We start from the raw sequence: 19,010 nt of genomic DNA, 5'->3' as shown, positions 1-19,010 counted from the left end.
GTCGCAAGGACGGACATATGATTGCTCGGCGTTCGGATATCGCCACATACATCGGGGGGGCGTACGCACTCGCATGGGTGCTGGCGTCGATTCCCTGGATCGACGGGAAGGGGCTGGAATCAGTCCCGTGGCTGAACGATGGCGCGGCCCTCATGATGTTCGCCCCGACAGTGGCCGTTCTCGTCGCACGGTCGAGGATGCGGCAGCCTGTGCTCGCGCGCCCCGCCGCACCGGGCGTCCCGGCGGCTCCCGGCTTCGCCGCCGACGTCGGCCTCGGCCTCGGTCCGGCACCTGCCCGCACTGCTCGGTTGATCGTCGCCGCCTGGCTCGGCACGCAAATGGTCGCGTGGATCGCCTATGAGATCAGCGCGGCGCTCGGCTGGTTCCATTTCGATCTGGGCAAGTTCGACACCTCGACGGTGGTCGCAATACTGTTCGAGACACTGACGACGTCCGTCATCGCGACGCTGCCGAACGCGCTCGGCGAGGAGATCGGCTGGCGCGGTTGGCTGTTGCCACAATTGATCTCCCGCTACGGCACCCCGGTGGCGCTGGTCGCGACCGGGGTCGTCTGGGCCCTCTGGCACGCTCCGCTCACACTGCTCGGTTACGGCTTCACCGATATCGGCGCCTGGTCGGCATTGGCGTACATCCCGTTCGCCATCTGTTTCGGCGCCGTCCTCGGCTGGCTGCGGCTGCGGTCGGCCAGCGTGTGGCCCGCCGCGGTCGCGCACGCGTCGTGGAACAGCGGAGTGTTGATCTTCGGCGCCCTGCGGTCGGCCGACTCGAGCGAGCACGCGCACACGCTACTGGGCGGTTCCGGGCTCCCCGGGTGGATCCTGTGGGCGGCCGTCGCGGCCGCATTGTTCGCCTTCGCGCCGGTAGCGAAAACCCCCGCACCTGCACTGCGAACTTCGGTGCAGACGTAGCGCCGCTACTGTGGTTAGCTTTGAGGCCATGAGTACCACGCTCGCTGCTCTGCCGGAGGAATATCTGCCCCGCGACACCGCGGATGTCGTTCGCACAGTGCGGGATTCACGACCGCAACCGCTGACCGTGCGCGGCGGCGACCACAGCAGCGAGCCGCTCGACGACGAACCGGCCCCGCCCGACCGTCGCATCGTGATGTCGCTGCGCCGGATGAACCGGGTGCAGGCGGTGGACGCCGATGCGCGGCTGGTGCGCGTGCAGGCCGGCGCACGGCTGTCCGATATCGATCGCACCCTGGCCGCACACGGCCTCGGCCTGCCGATCGTCGGCGACCACCGCGAGATCACGGCCGGCGGTTTCGCCGCCGTCGGCGGGCTCAGCGCGGCCTCGCACCGCTACGGCATGTTCAGCGACAACGTGGTCGCCCTCGAATACGTGGACCCCGAGGGCAGGTTCGGCACCTGCGGGCGCACCCATCATGCCGAGCGATTCCACCGCATCCTCGGCGGAGCCGGGCGCACGGGCATCATCACGGCGCTGACGCTGCAAGCCATCGAGGTCGACAAGGACCACACCTGGCTCACCTCCGACGCGCACCGCTTCCTCGACTTCGACACCTTCGTCGAACACTCGCACGCCGAGATCACCCGCCCCGGCGATGCCCTGCTGCAGGTCGGCCGCTGGGTCGACACCGCGCCGCTGCGCGTCTCGCGTCCGGTCGGCACCGGGAACATCCAGCTGGGCACGGTCCGCTTCGGCCAGTGGTCGAGTCTGCACCCCACCACCGCCACCCCCTCGCTGCGGGCCCGCCGCGAACTGGGTGCGCGGGCGCGAAAGTCGTTGGGCGCCATCGCCTCGGCCGCGGGTGGCCGCGCCGGTATGCCGGTGCGCAACGCCGCCGCCGGTGCGCTGATGTTCGCCCCCAAGGTACTCACGTTGCGCGACGCCGAATATCTCGCCGACACCGTGATCAGCTCCTCCGAGCGCGGCCCGGCCTACCGGGTGGCGGTCTTCGCGCCCCTGAGCAGCTACAGCACCGTCTTCCACCGCCTGCACGACCTGTTCGCCGAACATCGCGAGCGCAGCGGCGCCATCACGGTCATCTCCGCCATGACCTACGGCGTGCGGTCCCCGTATCTGCACGAGTCCGCCGGCGAGGACCACGGCTTCATCACCTTCACCTGCCGCCTGCGCCCCACCGGCACCTACTCCGGCCGCTCCGGCGCCCCGGAACTGTTGCGCGACATCACCTCCGGCATCGACGACATCTGCCGCTCCGAACGCGCCCGCCGCTACCACACCCCCGACTGACCCACTGCGAAGACCGAACGCCCCGGCAGACATGTCGGGGCGTTCGGCATTTCCGGCGATATTCCCTCTCGGCGATATCTCGAAAAAGCCCCATCAACGACGAAGCGCCCCGGCCGAAGCCGGGGCGCTCGAGCGTCGGATGCTCAGTGCTTCTCGGGTCCCACGTGGTACTCGAACACCAGACCGGCGACCGAGGCCAGGATGCAGAGCACGCCCAGGCCGATCAGCCAATACTGGAAAAACGCGAAGCCGAGCGCGGTAACCGAGGCGGAACCGGCCAGCAGGATGGGCCAGAAGCTGCCGGGCGAGAAGAAGCCCAGGTCGCCGGCACCGTCGACGATTTCGGCCTCTTCGTAGTCCTCGGGGCGCAGATCCAACCGGCGCGCCACGAAGCGGAAGTAGGTGCCGACGATCAGCGTCAGTCCGGCGGTCAGCACGATGGCGGTGGTACCCGCCCACTCGACGCCGGTGCGGGACTGGCCGGTGAAGAATCCGTAGACGACGGCCACGATGATGAAGAACACCGTGAGCAGCTCGAAGATGCGTGCTTCGACCTTCATGTCTGTTCAGTACCCTTCTTACTTGCTCTCGGCCTGGCTGGCTTCACGCGCGGTGCGACGGGTGTCGAACGGGTGCGTGGTGGTCGCGACCGGCGACTCGCCGATGCTCGACAGGGCCTCGGCATTGGTCTTACCCGCTTCGCGGGCGGCGATGTACTTGTCGAACTTGTCCGGCGTCACGGCACGCACTTCGAAGTTCATCATCGAGTGGAAAGTACCGCACATCTCCGCGCAGCGGCCGACGAAAGCACCCTCGTGCTCGATCTTGGTGATCTGGAAGGTGTTGTCGGAGTGGTTTTCCTTCGGGTTCGGCATCACGTCGCGCTTGAACAGGAACTCCGGCACCCAGAAGGAGTGGATGACGTCGGCGGAGGCCAGCTGGAATTCCACGACCTTGTTGGTCGGCAGCACCAGCACCGGGATCTCGTTGGACGAGCCGATGGTCTCGACCTTGTCGTAGTGCAGGTAGGAGATGTCGTTGGCGGGCAGGCCGTGCACCGGACCCGGCTGCGGGTGGCCGTCGGCGGTGCGCTCCTTGTACTCGGACTGGATCTGCTCGTTCAGCGCCTGACGGGTCTGGTCGACACCCTCGTAGACCTGGCCGTTCTGACCGACGACCTTCTGGTAACCGAACTTCCAGTTCCACTGGAACGCGGTCACGTCGACGACCACATCCGGGTTCGAGGTCTTCTCGTGCACGTAGTTCTGCACGACCACGGTGAAGTAGAACAGCACCGCGATGATCACGAACGGAATCGCCGTGTAGGTCAGCTCCAGCGGCACGTTGTACCCGGTCTGCCGCGGGAACTCCGGGGAGGTCTTCTTCTTGCGGTGGAAGGTCACGGTCCAGAAGGTCAGACCCCAGACCAGCACACCCATCGCCAGGGCGGCGACGACCGACCACGTCCACAGTTCCCGCATCCGGGTCGCCTGCGGGGTCACACCCGTGGGCCAGCCGAACCGAAGCACGGGATTGTCGATCGAGCAGCCCGAGACGAGCATCACGGTGATCCCCATGGACACCGCCAGCCCGGCCCGCCGAAGGATGCGGCCCCGCCGTACCCGGGCGGGTCGTGCCCCTATCGCTTCGCTCGCCTTGTGCGCCACGCTCAACGCCTTCCTGGTCGTCCATCCGACACGGCGCCACCCGGATGCCGGGCGGCGCGTTTTCAGCACGTTCGGGAGCCTTTCGCGAGCCGCGCCGAACGCACGGCCGACCACGAGAGTTCCCGAGTACTACGCAGCGTAGACCAAACCGCCTCCCGCGTTGTGCCCGGGTCGCTTTCGACACACCGGCCACCGGGTGCGATCCCGGCCGATCGGTTGCGCCGCCCGCGCGCCCGGGCGCGAAATCCCAGGCGAGGGCGACCGCCGCCCAGCGAGGCGACGAGCCGGGCCGCGGTGCGGCATACTCGGGGACTGGTTTCGAATGTTCTCCGCGTACCCGATCCGGAAACGAGGTTCTCGACGCAGTGTGTGGACTGCTGGGATTTCTGACCGCCGATGTGGCCACCGACTCCGTCGTACAGCAGGTGTACGACGCCTTGCAGTGCGGGCGCCATCGCGGCCCGGACGAGCGCGGCACCTGGCACGACGAACACATCATCCTGGGCTTCAACCGCCTCTCGATCATCGACATCGAGCATTCGCATCAGCCGCTGCGCTGGGGTCCGCCGGAGAATCCGCAGCGTTATGCGCTGGCGTTCAACGGTGAGATCTACAACTACCTGGAGTTGCGCGCGCAGCTGAGCGACGAATTCGGGGCGCGGTTCGCCACCGAGGGCGACGGTGAGGCGATCGTCGCGGCCTATCACCACTGGGGCACCGCGGCATTCTCCAAGCTGCGCGGCATGTTCGCCTTCGCCATCTGGGACACCGAAACCCAGGAGCTGGTGCTGGCCCGCGACCCGTTCGGCATCAAGCCGCTGTTCCTGGCCACCGGCCCGGGCGGCACCGCCTACGCCAGCGAGAAGAAGAGCCTGCTGGAACTGTTGCCCGCGCTGAATCTGTCGGATGCGCTGGATCCGCGCGCGCTCGAGCACTACACGGTGCTGCAGTACGTGCCGGAGCCGGAGTCGCTGCACGCGAACATCCGCCGGCTGGAATCGGGCTGCTACGCCACGCTGCGTCCCGGGGCCGCGCCGGAAGTGACCCGCTACTTCGAGCCGAACTTCCGGGTGCGCCCGTTCGCGGCCGGCTCGGAGGAGGCCCGCTACCGCGAGATCGCGGCGGTGCTCGAGGATTCGGTCGCCAAGCACATGCGCGCGGACGTCACCGTCGGCGCCTTCCTGTCCGGTGGCATCGACTCCACCGCGATCGCGGCGCTGGCGATCCGGCACAACCCGAATCTGCTCACCTTCACCTCGGCGTTCGAGCGGGAGGGGTATTCGGAGGCCGACGTGGCGGCCGAGACCGCGGAGGCGATCGGCGCGAAGCATTTCATCCGCACCGTGAGCCCTGAAGAGTTCGCCGGCGCGATCCCCGAGATCGTCTGGTACCTCGACGATCCGGTGGCCGATCCGGCGCTGGTGCCGCTGTATTTCGTGGCGCAGGAGGCCCGCAAGCACGTCAAGGTGGTGCTCTCCGGTGAGGGTTCCGACGAGCTGTTCGGCGGCTACACGATCTATCGGGAACCGTTGTCGCTCAAGCCCTTCGAATACCTGCCGAAGGGTGTGCGGCGACTGGCCGGCAAGCTCTCGGACCGGATTCCGGACGGAACGCGCGGCAAGAGCCTGCTGCATCGCGGTTCGCTGCCGCTCGAGCAGCGCTATTACGGCAACGCCCGCAGCTTCAACGACGCCCAGTTGCGGTCGGTGCTGCGCGAATTCCGTCCGGAATGGACGCACCAGGATGTGACGGCCCCGATCTACGCGCGCTCACGCGGCTGGGATCCGGTAGCGCGTATGCAGCATCTGGACCTGTTCACCTGGTTGCGCGGCGACATCCTGGTCAAGGCCGACAAGATGACCATGGCCAATTCGCTGGAGCTGCGGGTGCCGTTCCTGGACCCCGAGGTGTTCGCGGTCGCCGAGCAGATCCCGTATCAGCAGAAGATCACCAAGGAGACCACCAAGTACGCGCTGCGTCGCGCACTCGAGACGATCGTCCCGCCGCATGTGCTGCACCGGCCGAAGCTGGGCTTCCCGGTGCCGCTGCGGCACTGGCTGCGCGGCCCGGAGCTCTACGACTGGGCTGCCACCCAGATCGCGGAATCGCAGACCGACCATCTGCTGGACAAGTCCGCGATCAAGGCGATGCTCGAGGCACACCGCGCCGGCAACGGCGACCACAGCCGTCGCCTGTGGACCCTGCTGGTGTTCATGATCTGGCACGGCATCTTCGTCGAGAACCGGATCAAGCCCGATATTCAGGAGCCCACCTACCCCGTGCGGCTCTAGCCGTTACCGCGAGGCAGCGTCGCACCGCGGCCGACCACGGCCCGGCGGTGCGGCGCTGGCCCCATCGATTCCTTTCGTACGCGTGCATAGACGTCACGTCATCTTTTCGACGCTCTTGAACGTGCCGTTAAATAGCGGTACATTAAATGGCGTCAAGCAAGTTGAGCGGCTCGGCTCGAGCCGTGGACGGATATGACCGAGACACGTACATAAGGAATTCCGATGGTTCGAAACGAACTGCCCTCGAAGATCCGCACCCGCATGTCCCGCGCGGTGATCGCGGTCGCCATCGCGGCGGCCCCGATCGTGGCGGCCGCCGGCCCCGCTCTCGCCGAACCGGCGGTGGCCCCGGCCCAGTCCCAGGAAGTCCAGGCACCCGGAACCGATATCCAGTTCGTCCACGGCTGGGGGCATCACGGCTGGGGCCATCACGGCGGCTGGGGAATGCCCGGCTGGGGCGGCCCGCGCGGAGGTTACGGCGGCTATCCCGGGTGGTACAGCCCGTGGACCGGTGGTTACGGGTATGGCTACGGCTACGGCTATTCGCCGTTCTCGAGCGGCAGCGCCGCCTGAGCCGCTATCAGACGGCTCGATCGCAACCGGCACGCGGCTACCCTCGTAAGCATGTGCCGAAACATCACCGCGCTGCGCGGCTTGGACCCCGCGGCGACACCTGAGGAAATCGACGCGGCCGCGCTACAGTACGTCCGCAAGGTGGGTGGTCTGAGCAGCATCTCCGAGACCACCCGCCCCGCGGTCGAGGAGGCCGTCGCCGAGATCGCGGCGGCGACCACCCGGCTGCTGGCGGCGCTGCCAGAGCGCAAAGCCCCGCCGAAGTCGGTTCCGCCGCTGCGGCGCCCGGAAGTGCAAGCCCGCATCGCCGCTCGCGCCTGAGCAGGGCGGCGGACCGGTTCTCGATGGCGTTCGGCTCGTGATTCACCCGGCGTTCGCCGTGGCGTGGGGTTTTCTGAACCCGCGCACGGTTGGGTGGAGGGATGGACGAGCGGGATGCGTCGGAGCCGGTATCGGAGCAGGCGGGTAGCGCGGGGGCGGGTCCTGGTTCGACGCCGGGCGGCGGTACGCACGGAGATGACACCGCCGGGCCGGACGCCGCTGCTCGAGTAGGAGGGCCCGAGGATGGCGGCGTTCGCCCCGACCGATCGCGCGGGGTGAGCCGGCGGTGGCTGTTCGGCGCGTCGGGGGCGGCGGCGATCGCCGGGCTGGCCGTGGGCGCGGGGACGACGGCGGCATTGCACGGCGACGGATCGTCGACCGGCAGCGGCGGGCGATTCTGGCCGCCGTCGCCGGAACTGGCGATCGGGCCGGCCCGGGTGGCGGCACCACCGGTCACGGGGTTGCACCTGCAGTTCGGCGCCGACGCCGCGCGCGAGGCCGTGGTGAGCTGGCAGAGTCCGGGTTCGGTGCGCAATCCGGTGGTGCGATTCGGCACGGCGACAACGGGTTTCGGCGCGACCGCCCAGGCGCAGACCCGGGTCTACCGGGACGCCGCCTCGGGCACGGAGGTGTATGCCCATCACGCGGTGCTGACCGGGCTCACGCCGGACACCGACTACATCTACGCGGCCGGACACGACGGCGCCACACCGGAATTGGGCACTCATCGCACCGCACCCGCGGGCCGGGCCGCGTTCCGCTTCACCAGTTTCGGCGATCAGGGCACCCCGACGCTCGGCAAACTGGACAACGGCCGCTACGTCAACGACAACCTCGGCTCCCCCGTCGCCGGAGATGTCACCGCGGGGATCGAACATCTCGCCCCGCTGTTCAATCTCGTCAACGGCGACCTGTGCTACGCCAATCTCGCCACCGACCGGATCCGCACCTGGAACGACTGGTGGGCCAACAATTCTCGCTCCGCTCGCCACCGACCGTGGATGCCGGCGCCCGGCAATCACGAGAACGAACGCGGCAACGGCCCGATCGGTTACGAGGCGTTCCAAACGTATTTCACCGTGCCCGACAGCGGGGCCGAGGATCTCGCGCGCGGGCTCTGGTACGCCTTCACGGTCGGCGCGGTCCGGGTGATCGCGGTGGCCAACGACGACATCTGCCTGCAGGACGGCGGCAACTCCTACGTGCACGGCTACTCGGGCGGCGCCCAGAAGCGCTGGCTCGACGAGGAACTGGCCGCCGCTCGAGCCGACCGCGCCATCGACTGGATCGTCGTGTTCATGCACCAGACCGCGATCTCCTCGGCCGATAAGGCCAACGGCGCCGATCTGGGGATCCGCCAGGAGTGGCTGCCGCTGTTCGACCGCTACCAGGTCGATCTGGTGCTGTGCGGCCACGAACACCATTACGAGCGTTCACATCCCGTCCGCGGCGTCCTCGGCAGCGACTCCCTCACCCCGAAACCGGTCCCGGAGGCTGTCACGCCCGCTACCGCGACCGCACCCGAGATCATCGACACCTCCAAGGGCACAGTGCATCTCGTGATCGGCGGCGGTGGCACCTCCGTCCCCTCGAACGGGCTGTTCTTCCCCGGACAGCAGTGCCGGGTGATCACCGGTGTCGGCGCTGTCGACCCCGGCACGGGTAAGAAGGCGCCGATCTACGTGATGGAGCAAGCACCCTGGTCCGCCTTCAAAGACCCCGAACACCCTTACGGTTTCTGCGCTTTCGACGTGAACCCCGGCTCCCCCGGCGGCCACACCACCATGACGGCCACCTACTACGCGGTCACCGACACGCTGAAACCGGTGGACACCTTCATCCTCACCCGCCCCCGCTCCGACAGCTGACCCACAGCACGATGATCGCGCGGCGATCGCGTCGCCCTCGGCCACGAGAGCCGCTCGCCACCGTGAATCGTCCATGCACGCAACCTATCCCGCGGGTCACGACGGCGCATCGCTCACGATCTCCGGCAACCGGTCCGCACCCCAGCTGCGGTGGATGTAGCCGACGACCCGATCCAGCTCCGGACGCGCCACCGCGGCCGGTTCGCCGCGTTCGAGCGGGTCGAAGTGGAAGATGTAGAGCCGCGAGGCGAATTGCTCGAACGGCAGCGATCCCTCACCGAACCGTTCCCCGTGCCCGGCCGTGCCGACGACCACGCCGTCGCCCCAGTCCTGGCCGCTGTCGTTGTTCGGGTTGTAGAAGTAGACCCGCATGGTGTCCTGCGGATCGAGGCTGACCCGCAGGATGGTGATCGCGTGCCAGCCGACGAACCGGGCGGCGCTGTCGGTCACCGCGATGCCGGCCGGCTGCGGGTGGATCAGCGGCTGATTGCCGTTGTAGAAGGGGTGGTAGCTGGCGTAGAAGTGCCGCAGGAATTCGTCGACGTCGATCAGCCGCCCGGTCTCGACGTCGACATTGATGCGGAATCCGCGGCCGGACCACCAGCCGTGGAATTCGGGGTTGATCCACCGATGCGGATCGCCCTCGCGCCCGGCGCAGCGCCGCCCCATTTCGGCGTAGATCCGATCGAGATGCGGGACGACCAGCAGCGATACCGGGTCCAGGTCCATCGGCAGCGAGGTCGCGACCCCGGCACCGGCCTCTTTCGAGGAGATCGGCTGTCCCTCGAAATGCATGACGATCTCGTCGTCACGGGCCGCCCACGCCACGGTCTGCAACAGATAGTCGGGATCGTTGTAGGCCCACATCGACAGGGCGCGCGCCGACTGGCAGGTCGGGTTGTCGCCCTGGCCCACGCCGAGCGGCAGGCCCAGAATCGACAGCATCCCGGACAGCAACCGCGCCCGTGCGTCCGGCACCGGCCCGAAGATCTCGTGCAGCCGCTCCCGCGAGCGCGGCGATACCTGCAGCGCGAGTTGCCGCCACAGCGCGGGCGCGACCGGCGGTTGATACAGAATCCCCCGCTCCAGCAGCAGCGCGAGCCCGTAGATGCCCTGCGCGGTCTCGACGTGCACGGCCTCCTCGATCAGGTTGCGCACGAGTTCGTGGTAGCACAGCAGGCTGTCGCGCCCGGTGCTGGACAAGCCCAGCGCCTCACCGAGCAGATATTCCCCCTTGGTCAGCAGGAACCGCAGCAGGACCGCGTGATACGGCGACACCAGCCCGGTGTCGTGCATCGAGCGCGCGAAACCCGTTGCCTCGTACTGCAATGCGCTGTCGTCCATACCGTCCAGGCGCGTGCGGTAGACCTCGACACCCGGATCCTCCCGGCAGGCGTCGGTGGTGCCGTAGAGGCTGCTGATCAGCCGGTCCGCACCCAGCCCGGTGGCGCCGAGATCGATATCGGGATTGCTGCGGGCGACGGCGATCTGCGTGATCATCCGCTTCACCTGCTCGACCTGGATGGGTCGCTGGCGCAGAATCCGCCAGATCTCGTCGACGAGATGCTCGAGCACCTTCTCGTAGCCGATCTCCTCCACCAGGTGATGCAGCAGCTCCCGCGAGACCCGTGCCATCCGCCCCTGCTGTTCGCGTTCGGCCTCGCTGGGCGGGGTGAACAGCAGGCTCAGGTTCACCGCCAGCACCTGCGACAGATGCCCCAGCGCCTGCTCCGCGCTCACCGACGGATGCGTGAACTCGCCCTTGGCCACGGCCAACAGGCGCAGATCGCTCACCGTCTCCAGCACTACCGTGTCGGCGTTGGCGCTGCGCAACGAGCCCACACTCAGCGCCGGGATGAGGATCTCCGGTTTCGCCCAGTCGGTGCCCAGGAACAGCCCGGCCGCCTCGAGACCGCTCGCCCGCGCCCGCACCGCCGCGCAGCCGCCGGGCAGCAGCAGCACCCGCCGCAGCGCACCCAGCACCCTGGACAGCTTCACCTGCTTACCGAAATCGCTGGTGGCGCCCAGAATTCGCGTGGCTTCGTCCAGCGTGGCGAGACGTCTGTCCAGAGTGTCGTCGTCGCTGCCGAGTGGAGTCAATCAGGATCCTCCCGTGATCCATTCCTGCCGAGAAGGATTCATACGTAGAAGTCGAGTTCTTCCTGTCGCTTCAGCAGGTCCCGCAGAGCGTACGGGTCTTCGCCGAAGAAGTACAGCAGACCCCAGTGATTGCCGAATGCGGTTCGCTTGGTGACCTTTTCCGACAGCGGGGCGGTGAGTTCGTGGGTTTCGAAATACTCGTGATCCTCCGTCTCCTCCGGGATCGACAACCGGCTGACCACCCGCCGCCGCGGGTAGACGCCGAACGAGCCGGCATGTCCTTTCGCATCCACCACTTCGCGAGGGAAGAACTCCACGATCTCCTCCTCGGTGGTCTTCGGATCGAATGCGAGTACCAGCGCGTGATAGGCGTTGAATCCGTATGCGCGCTCGAGCAATTCGAACACCTTGAACCCGGGCGGGCGATAGGCGACCTCGCCGAAGTACATCTCACCGTCGCTGGTGACGAAATACTCCGGATGGACGAACCCGAATTCGATATCGAAGGTCTTGATCAGTTTTTCGACCTGCCGGGTGATCTCCGGCCGGTACTTTTCCAGTTCCGGGGTCGCGGGGACGAAGACGGAGTAGCCGAGCCGCACGTATTCGGAGATGTTGAGGAATCGGATCTTGCCGTCATGGATCCACGCCTCGACCGCGAATTCCCAACCGTCCAAATGGGATTCCATCAGGACCGGGAACTCGTCGTCGGGGATGGCGTCGATCTCGTCGGGGGTGCGGATCACCCGGTGACCGAGGCAGCCGGCCTTGTCGAAGGCCTTGACATGGATCGGATCGTTCGGGTCGCCGTCGAGTTTGAGCAGGGTCTGGTTGACGCGTTTGAGGAACCGGATGACGTCGTCACGCTCGTGTGCCTCCTCGAAGATGCCCACCCGGATACCGCCCAGTTGCGCGCGCCGCTTCATCAGCGATTTGTCGCGCAGCAGCATGGCCTGGCCGAGCAGCCGCGGATTGTCCAGCAGCACCGAGTTGATCGCACCCGCCCATTCCACGGTCTCCTCGAAGATCGGGATGGCGACGTCGACGCCCATCTCCTTCAGGGTCTCCGCGATTTCCATCGACCGGTCGTTGAGTCGCTCGAAATTCCAGCGGAGGTAGGGTATTTCGTTCTCGGTGCAATATTCCTCTGCCCACTCCGGGGCTACGACCACATAACGCCGATCGAATCGGTCCACCGCTTCGACCGCGTTCAGACTCCAACCCAGCAGGGCGACATAGCCTTTGTCCGGGTTCCTGCGCTTCGATTCACGGGATGAAATCGACAAACCTGCTCCCCTCTTCGACCTCGGTGCACCGTTCGTCGATCGCGAGGTCGTCCTGTCGCGCGGTGGTCCTGCGCTCGATACCGGGGGCTGCGAATTCGGCGGGCTCCGGTATCGCCGCGCGTGCGCTCGGCATCGTCGACGGGCGGCAACAACGGCGATCCGCTCTATCACCGTCATTGCTCACGGATACCCCGATGTTTCATTCCCAAACAGGGGCAACGCCGTTGCGTTATTGACGCACAATCATTTTCGCTGGTCGGAGTCCTTCAGGGTGGATGAAACGGTACGGCCGATCGGGCGGTGCGACGAACTCAGGACAGTGACAGCACCGCGGCGGTGACCGCGACGGTCACCTCGACGGCGGCGCCGAGCACATCACCGTTGAGCCCGCCGAAACGCCGCACACAATGCCACACCAGCACAGCCGCACCCGCCAGAGCCACGGCGACCGCGACCGGCCCGAGCCAGGACGCGGGCGCGGCGAAGACGCCGGCGACGAGCGCGGCGAGAGTCCAGACCGCCGGTGTCACCGCCGACTGCGTGCGCGCCACCAGCGCACCGAATCCGGCGCCGGGAGCGGAAGCGTACCCGCGGCAGGCGAGGACGACCGCAACCCGTCCGACGGCTACCGCGAGCCCGACCGCGAACCAGCGGCCGTGCTCGGCGAGGGCGGCGAACGACAGCGCCTGAATCCCGATGGCGAAGATCAACGCGGCCACCCCGAAGGGCCCCGCACCGCCGCTCTTCATGATTTCCCGGGCACGCTCCGGCGGGCCGTAACTGCCCAGCCCGTCCGCGGTATCGGCCAGCCCGTCCAGATGCATTCCGCGGGTCGCCAGTCCCAGCGCACCGACGGTGATCAGCCCGGCCAGCGCGAAACCCGATCCGGCCCGGATCAGCACCCACAGCAACCCGGCGGCACCGGCCCCCAGCACCGCCCCGACCACCGGTGCGGCCGCGATCGCTCCCGCCGCCGCCCTGCGGTCGACCGTCTCGGGTCCGCGCACCGGCAGCACCGTCAACCACGAGAGCGCGAGACGAGCCGCCGCGATCACGGCCGGAACCCCGATCCGGCGATGCCACAGCACGCACATCTCGATGCTGTGTGCGGCGCCGCCGACCGACGACACCCGGCGCACGGGTGATCGACGAGATACCCGATCCGGCCGGCCTTCCGCCGCGTGCTCGGGGGGCCGGCCGTGCGGGCCGGGCGATCCGGTCCTTGCCCCTCGTTCAGGACACGACTTCCGGTGCGGCCGAATCGGATTCGGCGGTGCTCACCCCCGCCTCACCGAAGGTCGACATCTCCGAGAGCGCGGCGACGGCCGCACGCAGCAGCGGCAGCGCGCTCACCGCACCGGAGCCTTCACCGAGCCGCATGTTCAGCTCGACCAGCGGCTCCAGATCGAGCTTGGCGAGGGCCAGCGGGTGCGCCGGCTCGGTGGACCGATGCCCCGCCACCCACCAGCGCTTCGCGCCGGGAGCGAGCATTTCGGCGATGAGCGCGGCTGCGGTGACCACCACACCGTCGAGAATCACCGGCGTGCGCCGTGCGGCGGCCTGAGCGAGATAGCCGGCGGTGGCGGCGAAATCGGCGCCGCCGGCGATCCGCAGCAGCGCGAACGGGTCGTGGCGGTGCGGGCGCGCACGCCACATGGCGTCGCGGATCGCGGAGGCCTTGCGCATCCATCCGGCATCGTCGACGCCGGTGCCGCGGCCGATCGCCACCACCGGCTCGGTGTCGGTGAGCGTGGCGATGAGAACCGTTGCCGGCGTGGTGTTTCCGATCCCCATATCGCCGGCGATCAGCAAGTCGGCCCCGCTGTCGATCTCCTCGTCGGCGATCGCGCGGCCCGCCGCCAGCGCGGCGTACAGCTCGGCTTCGGTGAGGGCGTCCTCACGGTCGATGGCGCCGCTGGAGCGGCGAATCTTGTGTGCCGAGACCGACGGATCGGTGTCGGCGTCCACCGCGATGTCCACCACCCGCACGGTCGCGTCGGCGAGGCGCGCCAGCGCGTTCACCGCCGCCCCACCGTCCAGGAAGTTGGCGACCATCTGCGCGGTCACCTCGCTCGGATACGCCGACACGCCGTGTCGCGCCACACCGTGGTCGCCCGCGAACACCACGACCCGGGCACGCCGGAACTGATGCGGCGGGCACTCCCCCTGGCACGCCGCCACCCAGTTGCCCAGCGTCTCCAACCGCCCGAGCGCCCCCGCCGGTTTGGTCAACTGCAACTGCCGCTGCTCGGCCTCGGCCCGCACCCGTGCGTCGGGCGCGGCGACCGGACCGAATGCCGGTGTGGTGCCGTCGAATTCGGCGAGGCCACGCGGGGTCGAACCCACCATCGAGCCGGCAGCGGTAGCTCCGGCGTCCGAGGCCGGCGTAGCGCCGCCGTCCGCATCGTGACCGGAGGACAACGCTTTTTCCGCCGCAGCGGAGTCTGCGAAACCGGACCCGTGGACCGGACGCTCCCGGCCCGCGGAATCAGCGCTGTCGGAAGCCGGGACTCGCTGCGCCGCAACATCTCCCAGCCCGGCGGCCGCGACCGCGGCGGAGGCCGCCGCGATCCCGCTTCCGGTCGAAGTACCGGCCCCCTTCAGGACTACCGGCACTCCGGCGACAACCAGCACGACCTCGTCGCACACCGCCGCGAGCCGCTGATTCAGCGTCCCGATCTCGTCCTGGAACAGTCGTCCCGACGCGGTCGCCGGAACCACACCCAGTCCCACCTCCGGGCTCACGATCAGCAGGCGGTCCGCATAGCCGGTCACCGCCGCGACCAGCGCGTCGATATCGGGGCCGACGGTTCCGCGCGGCGATTCCCAGGCCGCGCGCGCGTCGATGCGGGCGGTCAACCAGGTGCCGAGGTCGTCGATCAACGTCACCGGCGCCGAGTCACCGAGCACGGTGATCGGATCGCCCTCCACCACATGCCAGGTGCCGGGGCGCCGAACGCGATGGGCGGCAATACGATCGGCGAAGTCGGCGTCGGCGGGATCGGGAACCGCGGTCGCGACGTAGCGCACCGGTCCGCTGCGGCCGGCCACCTCCTCGGCATAGGCGGATTTTCCCGAGCGCGCCCCACCGAGCACCAGCGTCCGCAGCCCTCGGCCGCCCGCAGCATCGTTCACCACGTCAGCACGGTACCAATCGGCCCGTACCCCGACCGCCGCACACCCGAGGCGCTGCTTCTCCGAGCCCGAGGCCCCCGCAACGGCCGAGTTCGATCCGTCCGCCGCCGCGGTTCAGCACACTCGCGGCGGCCCTCGACCAGACGTACACAGCAACCGCCCCGCCGACCGGACATACGGCCGCCCGCGCGGAGAACGATCGTGCGGTCCGGCGCCGGATCCCCGAAACTCAGACCGCGTCGCCGGGCGACACCCGCGGCTTCGGGGCGCGCATGCGGCGGATCTGGGAGGCGCGCACGAAGGCGTACCAGCCCAGCGACCAACTCGAGGTGGTGTCGTCGGGATAGCGCTCCTGCACCCGCTTGTTGATCAGGCGGCCGATCACGAAGCCCTCGGCGACCATGAACAGCATCATCACGATCATCGCGAGGGTGACGTAGGCCTGCACCTGCGGGGTGAGGAACATGGTCAGGATCAGCACCAGCGCCAGCGGCATGAACAATCCGACCAGATTGCGGCGGGCGTCGACCAGGTCCCGGACGTAGGCACGAACCGGGCCGCGGTCGCGCGGCAGCAGATATTTGTCCTCACCGGCGAGCATCCGGGCGCGGCGATCGGCGGCGGCGGCCCGGCGTTCGGCCGAGGCGACCTTGCGTTCCTCGCGGTTGCCGCGGGTGGCCTTGCGCCTGGCCCGGGCCTCCTTGGCGGTCAGCGGCGCGGGCGCGATCGGCCCGCGGCGCCTGCCCTCGACGTCGCGGCGCCTGGGCGTCGGGCGCCCCTTGCCGGCGGTCGGTGTGGGCCGCTGCGCTGCCGTGGCCGTGTCGTCGTCGGTCGCGGCCGACGTGTCGTCGACGTGGTCGTCGGTGGTGCTGGCATCGCCACGGCGCAGGAACTTCACGCCGACCAGGCTATTGGATGGCATACCGGCCTGGAAATACGGTCTCCGCTGAGCCTGTGTGATCGGTCATACCGCCCATACCGGCAAACCGGCTCCGACCGGCCGGTCTGTACCCCCGCGACACGCCCCACAAGTGTGGTGATTCGCACGTCCGAGCGCCTTCCACCCGGCAATTCCGGGGCCGACGGGCCCACGCCGGCGCGCGCAGTGGCAAGATTGGAATAGCCACCCGCGACGTGGCGTTGACAGCTACCGAGCCGTGCGCTGTTCACGGAAACAACGTTCACGGGTAACGAGGGTCTGCGAGGAGACTTCATGACTGTGCAGAACGAGACCACCACCCACGGTGTGATCCTGACCGACGCCGCCGCGTCCAAGGCGAAGGCGCTGCTGGACCAGGAGGGCCGCGACGATCTGGCGCTGCGCATCGCGGTGCAGCCGGGCGGTTGCGCGGGTCTGCGGTACCAGCTGTTCTTCGACGATCGCACCCTCGACGGCGACCTGACCGCCGAGTTCGGCGGGGTCAAGCTGGCCGTCGACCGGATGAGCGCCCCCTATGTTCAGGGTGCGTCCATCGACTTCGTCGACACGATCGAGAAGCAGGGCTTCACGATCGACAACCCGAACGCCACCGGCTCCTGCGCCTGCGGCGACAGCTTCAACTGACGATCTGCTCCCGGCGCGGAATCTCTGCGGAGGTTCCGCGCCGTGTCGTGCACACGGTACGGTAAGGCTGATTCCGCCCTCGACAGACAAGGACCGGGCTTCGTGACCATCGCTGTGTCCGCTTCCATCGCGACCGACCATTTGATGCGTTTTCCGGGGAAATTCTCCGACGTCCTGCTTGCCGATCAGTTGCAGCACGTGTCGTTGAGTTTTCTGGTCGACGATCTGGTGATTCGCCGAGGCGGTGTCGGCGGCAACATCGCGTACGCGATGGGTCTGCTGAACGGGAACCCGCTGCTGGTCGGCGCGGTCGGCCCCGACTTCGGTGAGTACCGCGACTGGCTCGAGCGCCACGGCGTGGACTGCTCGGCGGTGCGGATCTCCGACACCGCGCACACCGCGCGCTTCGTCTGCACGACCGACGAGAGCATGGCCCAGATCGCGTCGTTCTATCCCGGCGCGATGAGCGAGGCCCGCGACATCTCGATCGCCGAGGTGGCCGAAAACCGTTCGCTGGACCTGGTTTTGGTGGGCGCCAACGATCCCGACGCGATGCTGCGCCACACCGAGGAGTGCCGCAAGCTCGGTATCCCGTTCGCCGCCGACCCCTCACAGCAGCTGGCCCGCCTCGACGGCGACCAGGCGCTCGCCCTGATCGACGGCGCCACATACCTTTTCACCAACGAGTACGAGTGGGGCCTGCTGCTGCAGAAGACCGGCCTGTCCCCCGAGGAGATCGGCCGCCGGGTCGGCATTCGTGTCACCACCCTCGGCGCCAAGGGCGCGCTGATCGTCGACGGTGATGGTGTCGAGGTGAATGTCGAAGTGGTGCCGGAACTTTCGCAGGTCGACCCGACCGGCGTCGGCGACGCGTTCCGGGCCGGCTTCCTCACCGGGCACACCGCCGGACTCAGCCTGCAGCGCTCAGCGCAGCTGGGTTCGCTGACCGCGGTGCTGGTGCTGGAAACCGTGGGCACCCAGGAGTGGTCGCTCGACCGCGACGACGCGCTGCGACGGTTGCGCGGCGCGTACGGCCCGGCGGCCGCGGACGAACTCGGCGCGCTGCTGAGCTGAGCGCCGGCCCGAGAATCCGAGCCATCCGGCGGCCCGCGGCCGTGACGATTCACAACATTGCGTCCGGATGCGCGGAGTTCGCCGGCGAACAATAGGGTGTGCGTATGGGATCCGATCGTTTATATTTTCGTCAACTGCTGGCGGGCCGGGACTGGGCCGTCGGCGATCCGATTGCCACGCAGATGCGGAATTTCTCGTATTTGATCGGTGATCGCGAGTCCGGCGAATGTGTGGTGGTGGATCCCGCGTACGCGGCGGGTGATCTGGTCGATATCGCCGAGGCCGACGGCCTGCGGCTGACCGGTGTGCTGGCAACCCATCATCATCCCGACCACGTGGGCGGCACGATGATGGGTTTCACCCTGCGCGGGGTGAAGGAACTGCTCGAGCGGGTGCAGGTTCCGGTGCACGTGAACCACGAGGAACTGTCCTGGGTCGCCAATGTCACCGGTATCGCGCCGAGCGAGCTGACCGGACACGACCACGGCGACACCCTCGCCGTCGGTGGCGTCGAGATCGAATTCCTGCACACCCCGGGCCACACGCCGGGCAGCCAGTGCTTCCTGTTCGAGGACCGGCTCGTCGCCGGTGACACCCTGTTCGTGGACGGCTGCGGCCGCACCGACTTCCCCGGCGGCGATTCCGACGCCATGTTCCGCAGCCTGCGCCACCTGGCCGAGCTGTCCGGCGACCCGGTCGTCTACCCCGGCCACTGGTACTCGGAAGAACCCAGCGCGGCCCTGTCGTCGGTACGCGAGAACAATTACGTCATGCGCCCGACCACTCTCGAACAGTGGCATATGCTGATGCCCGGCTGAGCGACCACCTCCACCCTCCGAGCCCTTTCGCCTTGTGCGAGAGGGCTTTTCGTACTTTCTGGGCGGATTCAC

General features: G+C 68.2%; 16 protein-coding genes. 9 read left to right on the top strand and 7 right to left on the bottom strand.

Features of this window, described 5'->3' with window-relative positions:
* Positions 1–17 precede the first annotated feature (17 nt).
* Positions 18–929, top strand: a complete 912-nt coding sequence (locus A5789_RS09295; RefSeq protein ID WP_064901558.1) for a CPBP family intramembrane glutamic endopeptidase — start codon at positions 18–20, stop codon at positions 927–929.
* Positions 930–957: 28 nt separating this feature from the next.
* Positions 958–2,241 (top strand): FAD-binding oxidoreductase, encoded by a 1,284-nt coding sequence (locus tag A5789_RS09290; protein WP_064901494.1) that lies wholly within the window; start codon positions 958–960, stop codon positions 2,239–2,241.
* Between the two features lie 143 nt (positions 2,242–2,384).
* Here the strand turns inward: A5789_RS09290 and A5789_RS09285 are convergent, their stop codons facing one another.
* Both A5789_RS09285 and A5789_RS09280 read right to left on the bottom strand, forming a co-directional pair.
* Positions 2,385–2,801 (bottom strand): cytochrome c oxidase subunit 4, encoded by a 417-nt coding sequence (locus A5789_RS09285; protein WP_030514776.1) that lies wholly within the window; start codon positions 2,799–2,801, stop codon positions 2,385–2,387.
* Positions 2,802–2,819: 18 nt separating this feature from the next.
* Positions 2,820–3,818, bottom strand: coding sequence for a cytochrome c oxidase subunit II (locus A5789_RS09280; protein ID WP_082857405.1), 999 nt, complete (start codon positions 3,816–3,818; stop codon positions 2,820–2,822).
* Positions 3,819–4,273: 455 nt separating this feature from the next.
* Here A5789_RS09280 and asnB point away from each other — a divergent pair, with 455 nt between their 5' ends.
* The 4 genes from asnB (at position 4,274) to A5789_RS09260 (ending at position 8,961) form a co-directional block, all read left to right on the top strand.
* Positions 4,274–6,199: an asparagine synthase (glutamine-hydrolyzing) gene (gene asnB / locus A5789_RS09275; protein WP_030514778.1), complete on the top strand. Its 1,926-nt coding sequence runs from the start codon at positions 4,274–4,276 to the stop codon at positions 6,197–6,199.
* A gap of 222 nt (positions 6,200–6,421) precedes the next feature.
* Positions 6,422–6,772: a hypothetical protein gene (locus A5789_RS36430; RefSeq protein ID WP_064901492.1), complete on the top strand. Its 351-nt coding sequence runs from the start codon at positions 6,422–6,424 to the stop codon at positions 6,770–6,772.
* A 51-nt stretch (positions 6,773–6,823) separates the two neighbouring features.
* Complete coding sequence (locus A5789_RS09265; RefSeq protein WP_063018276.1) at positions 6,824–7,093, top strand: DUF2277 family protein; 270 nt, start codon at positions 6,824–6,826, stop codon at positions 7,091–7,093.
* Between the two features lie 275 nt (positions 7,094–7,368).
* The gene (locus A5789_RS09260; protein WP_064901490.1) at positions 7,369–8,961 is read left to right on the top strand and encodes a metallophosphoesterase family protein; all 1,593 of its coding nucleotides are present in this window, start codon (positions 7,369–7,371) and stop codon (positions 8,959–8,961) included.
* Between the two features lie 96 nt (positions 8,962–9,057).
* On the opposite strand, the gene A5789_RS09255 is transcribed toward A5789_RS09260, so the two are convergent.
* From A5789_RS09255 to A5789_RS09235, 5 genes are all read right to left on the bottom strand, one after another.
* The gene (locus A5789_RS09255) at positions 9,058–11,061 is read right to left on the bottom strand and encodes a hypothetical protein (RefSeq protein ID WP_063018280.1); all 2,004 of its coding nucleotides are present in this window, start codon (positions 11,059–11,061) and stop codon (positions 9,058–9,060) included.
* A gap of 38 nt (positions 11,062–11,099) precedes the next feature.
* Positions 11,100–12,140, bottom strand: coding sequence for an acetyl-CoA carboxylase biotin carboxylase subunit family protein (locus A5789_RS09250; RefSeq protein ID WP_369817451.1), 1,041 nt, complete (start codon positions 12,138–12,140; stop codon positions 11,100–11,102).
* 518 nt (positions 12,141–12,658) lie between these two features.
* Positions 12,659–13,399, bottom strand: a complete 741-nt coding sequence (locus A5789_RS09245) for an adenosylcobinamide-GDP ribazoletransferase (protein WP_369817450.1) — start codon at positions 13,397–13,399, stop codon at positions 12,659–12,661.
* 181 nt (positions 13,400–13,580) lie between these two features.
* Positions 13,581–15,485 (bottom strand): nicotinate-nucleotide--dimethylbenzimidazole phosphoribosyltransferase, encoded by a 1,905-nt coding sequence (gene cobT / locus A5789_RS09240; RefSeq protein WP_082940575.1) that lies wholly within the window; start codon positions 15,483–15,485, stop codon positions 13,581–13,583.
* A gap of 226 nt (positions 15,486–15,711) precedes the next feature.
* A complete protein-coding gene (locus A5789_RS09235; RefSeq protein WP_228794333.1) occupies positions 15,712–16,404 on the bottom strand; it encodes a DUF3043 domain-containing protein in 693 nt (230 codons plus the stop codon).
* 291 nt (positions 16,405–16,695) lie between these two features.
* On the opposite strand from A5789_RS09235, the gene A5789_RS09230 reads away from it, so the two are divergent.
* From A5789_RS09230 to A5789_RS09220, 3 genes are all read left to right on the top strand, one after another.
* On the top strand, positions 16,696–17,046 hold the full coding sequence (locus A5789_RS09230) for an iron-sulfur cluster assembly accessory protein (protein WP_036500157.1): 351 nt from the start codon (positions 16,696–16,698) through the stop codon (positions 17,044–17,046).
* Between the two features lie 102 nt (positions 17,047–17,148).
* Positions 17,149–18,120, top strand: coding sequence for a carbohydrate kinase family protein (locus A5789_RS09225; protein WP_064901486.1), 972 nt, complete (start codon positions 17,149–17,151; stop codon positions 18,118–18,120).
* 104 nt (positions 18,121–18,224) lie between these two features.
* On the top strand, positions 18,225–18,938 hold the full coding sequence (locus A5789_RS09220) for an MBL fold metallo-hydrolase (protein WP_030514790.1): 714 nt from the start codon (positions 18,225–18,227) through the stop codon (positions 18,936–18,938).
* Positions 18,939–19,010: the final 72 nt, after the last annotated feature.

The organism is Nocardia sp. 852002-51101_SCH5132738, from assembly GCF_001665695.1.
Taxonomy (GTDB): Bacteria; Actinomycetota; Actinomycetes; order Mycobacteriales; family Mycobacteriaceae; genus Nocardia; species Nocardia nova.
The sequence above is the reverse complement of the archived record's forward strand: the minus strand, read 5'-3'. Positions and strand labels throughout refer to the sequence as shown.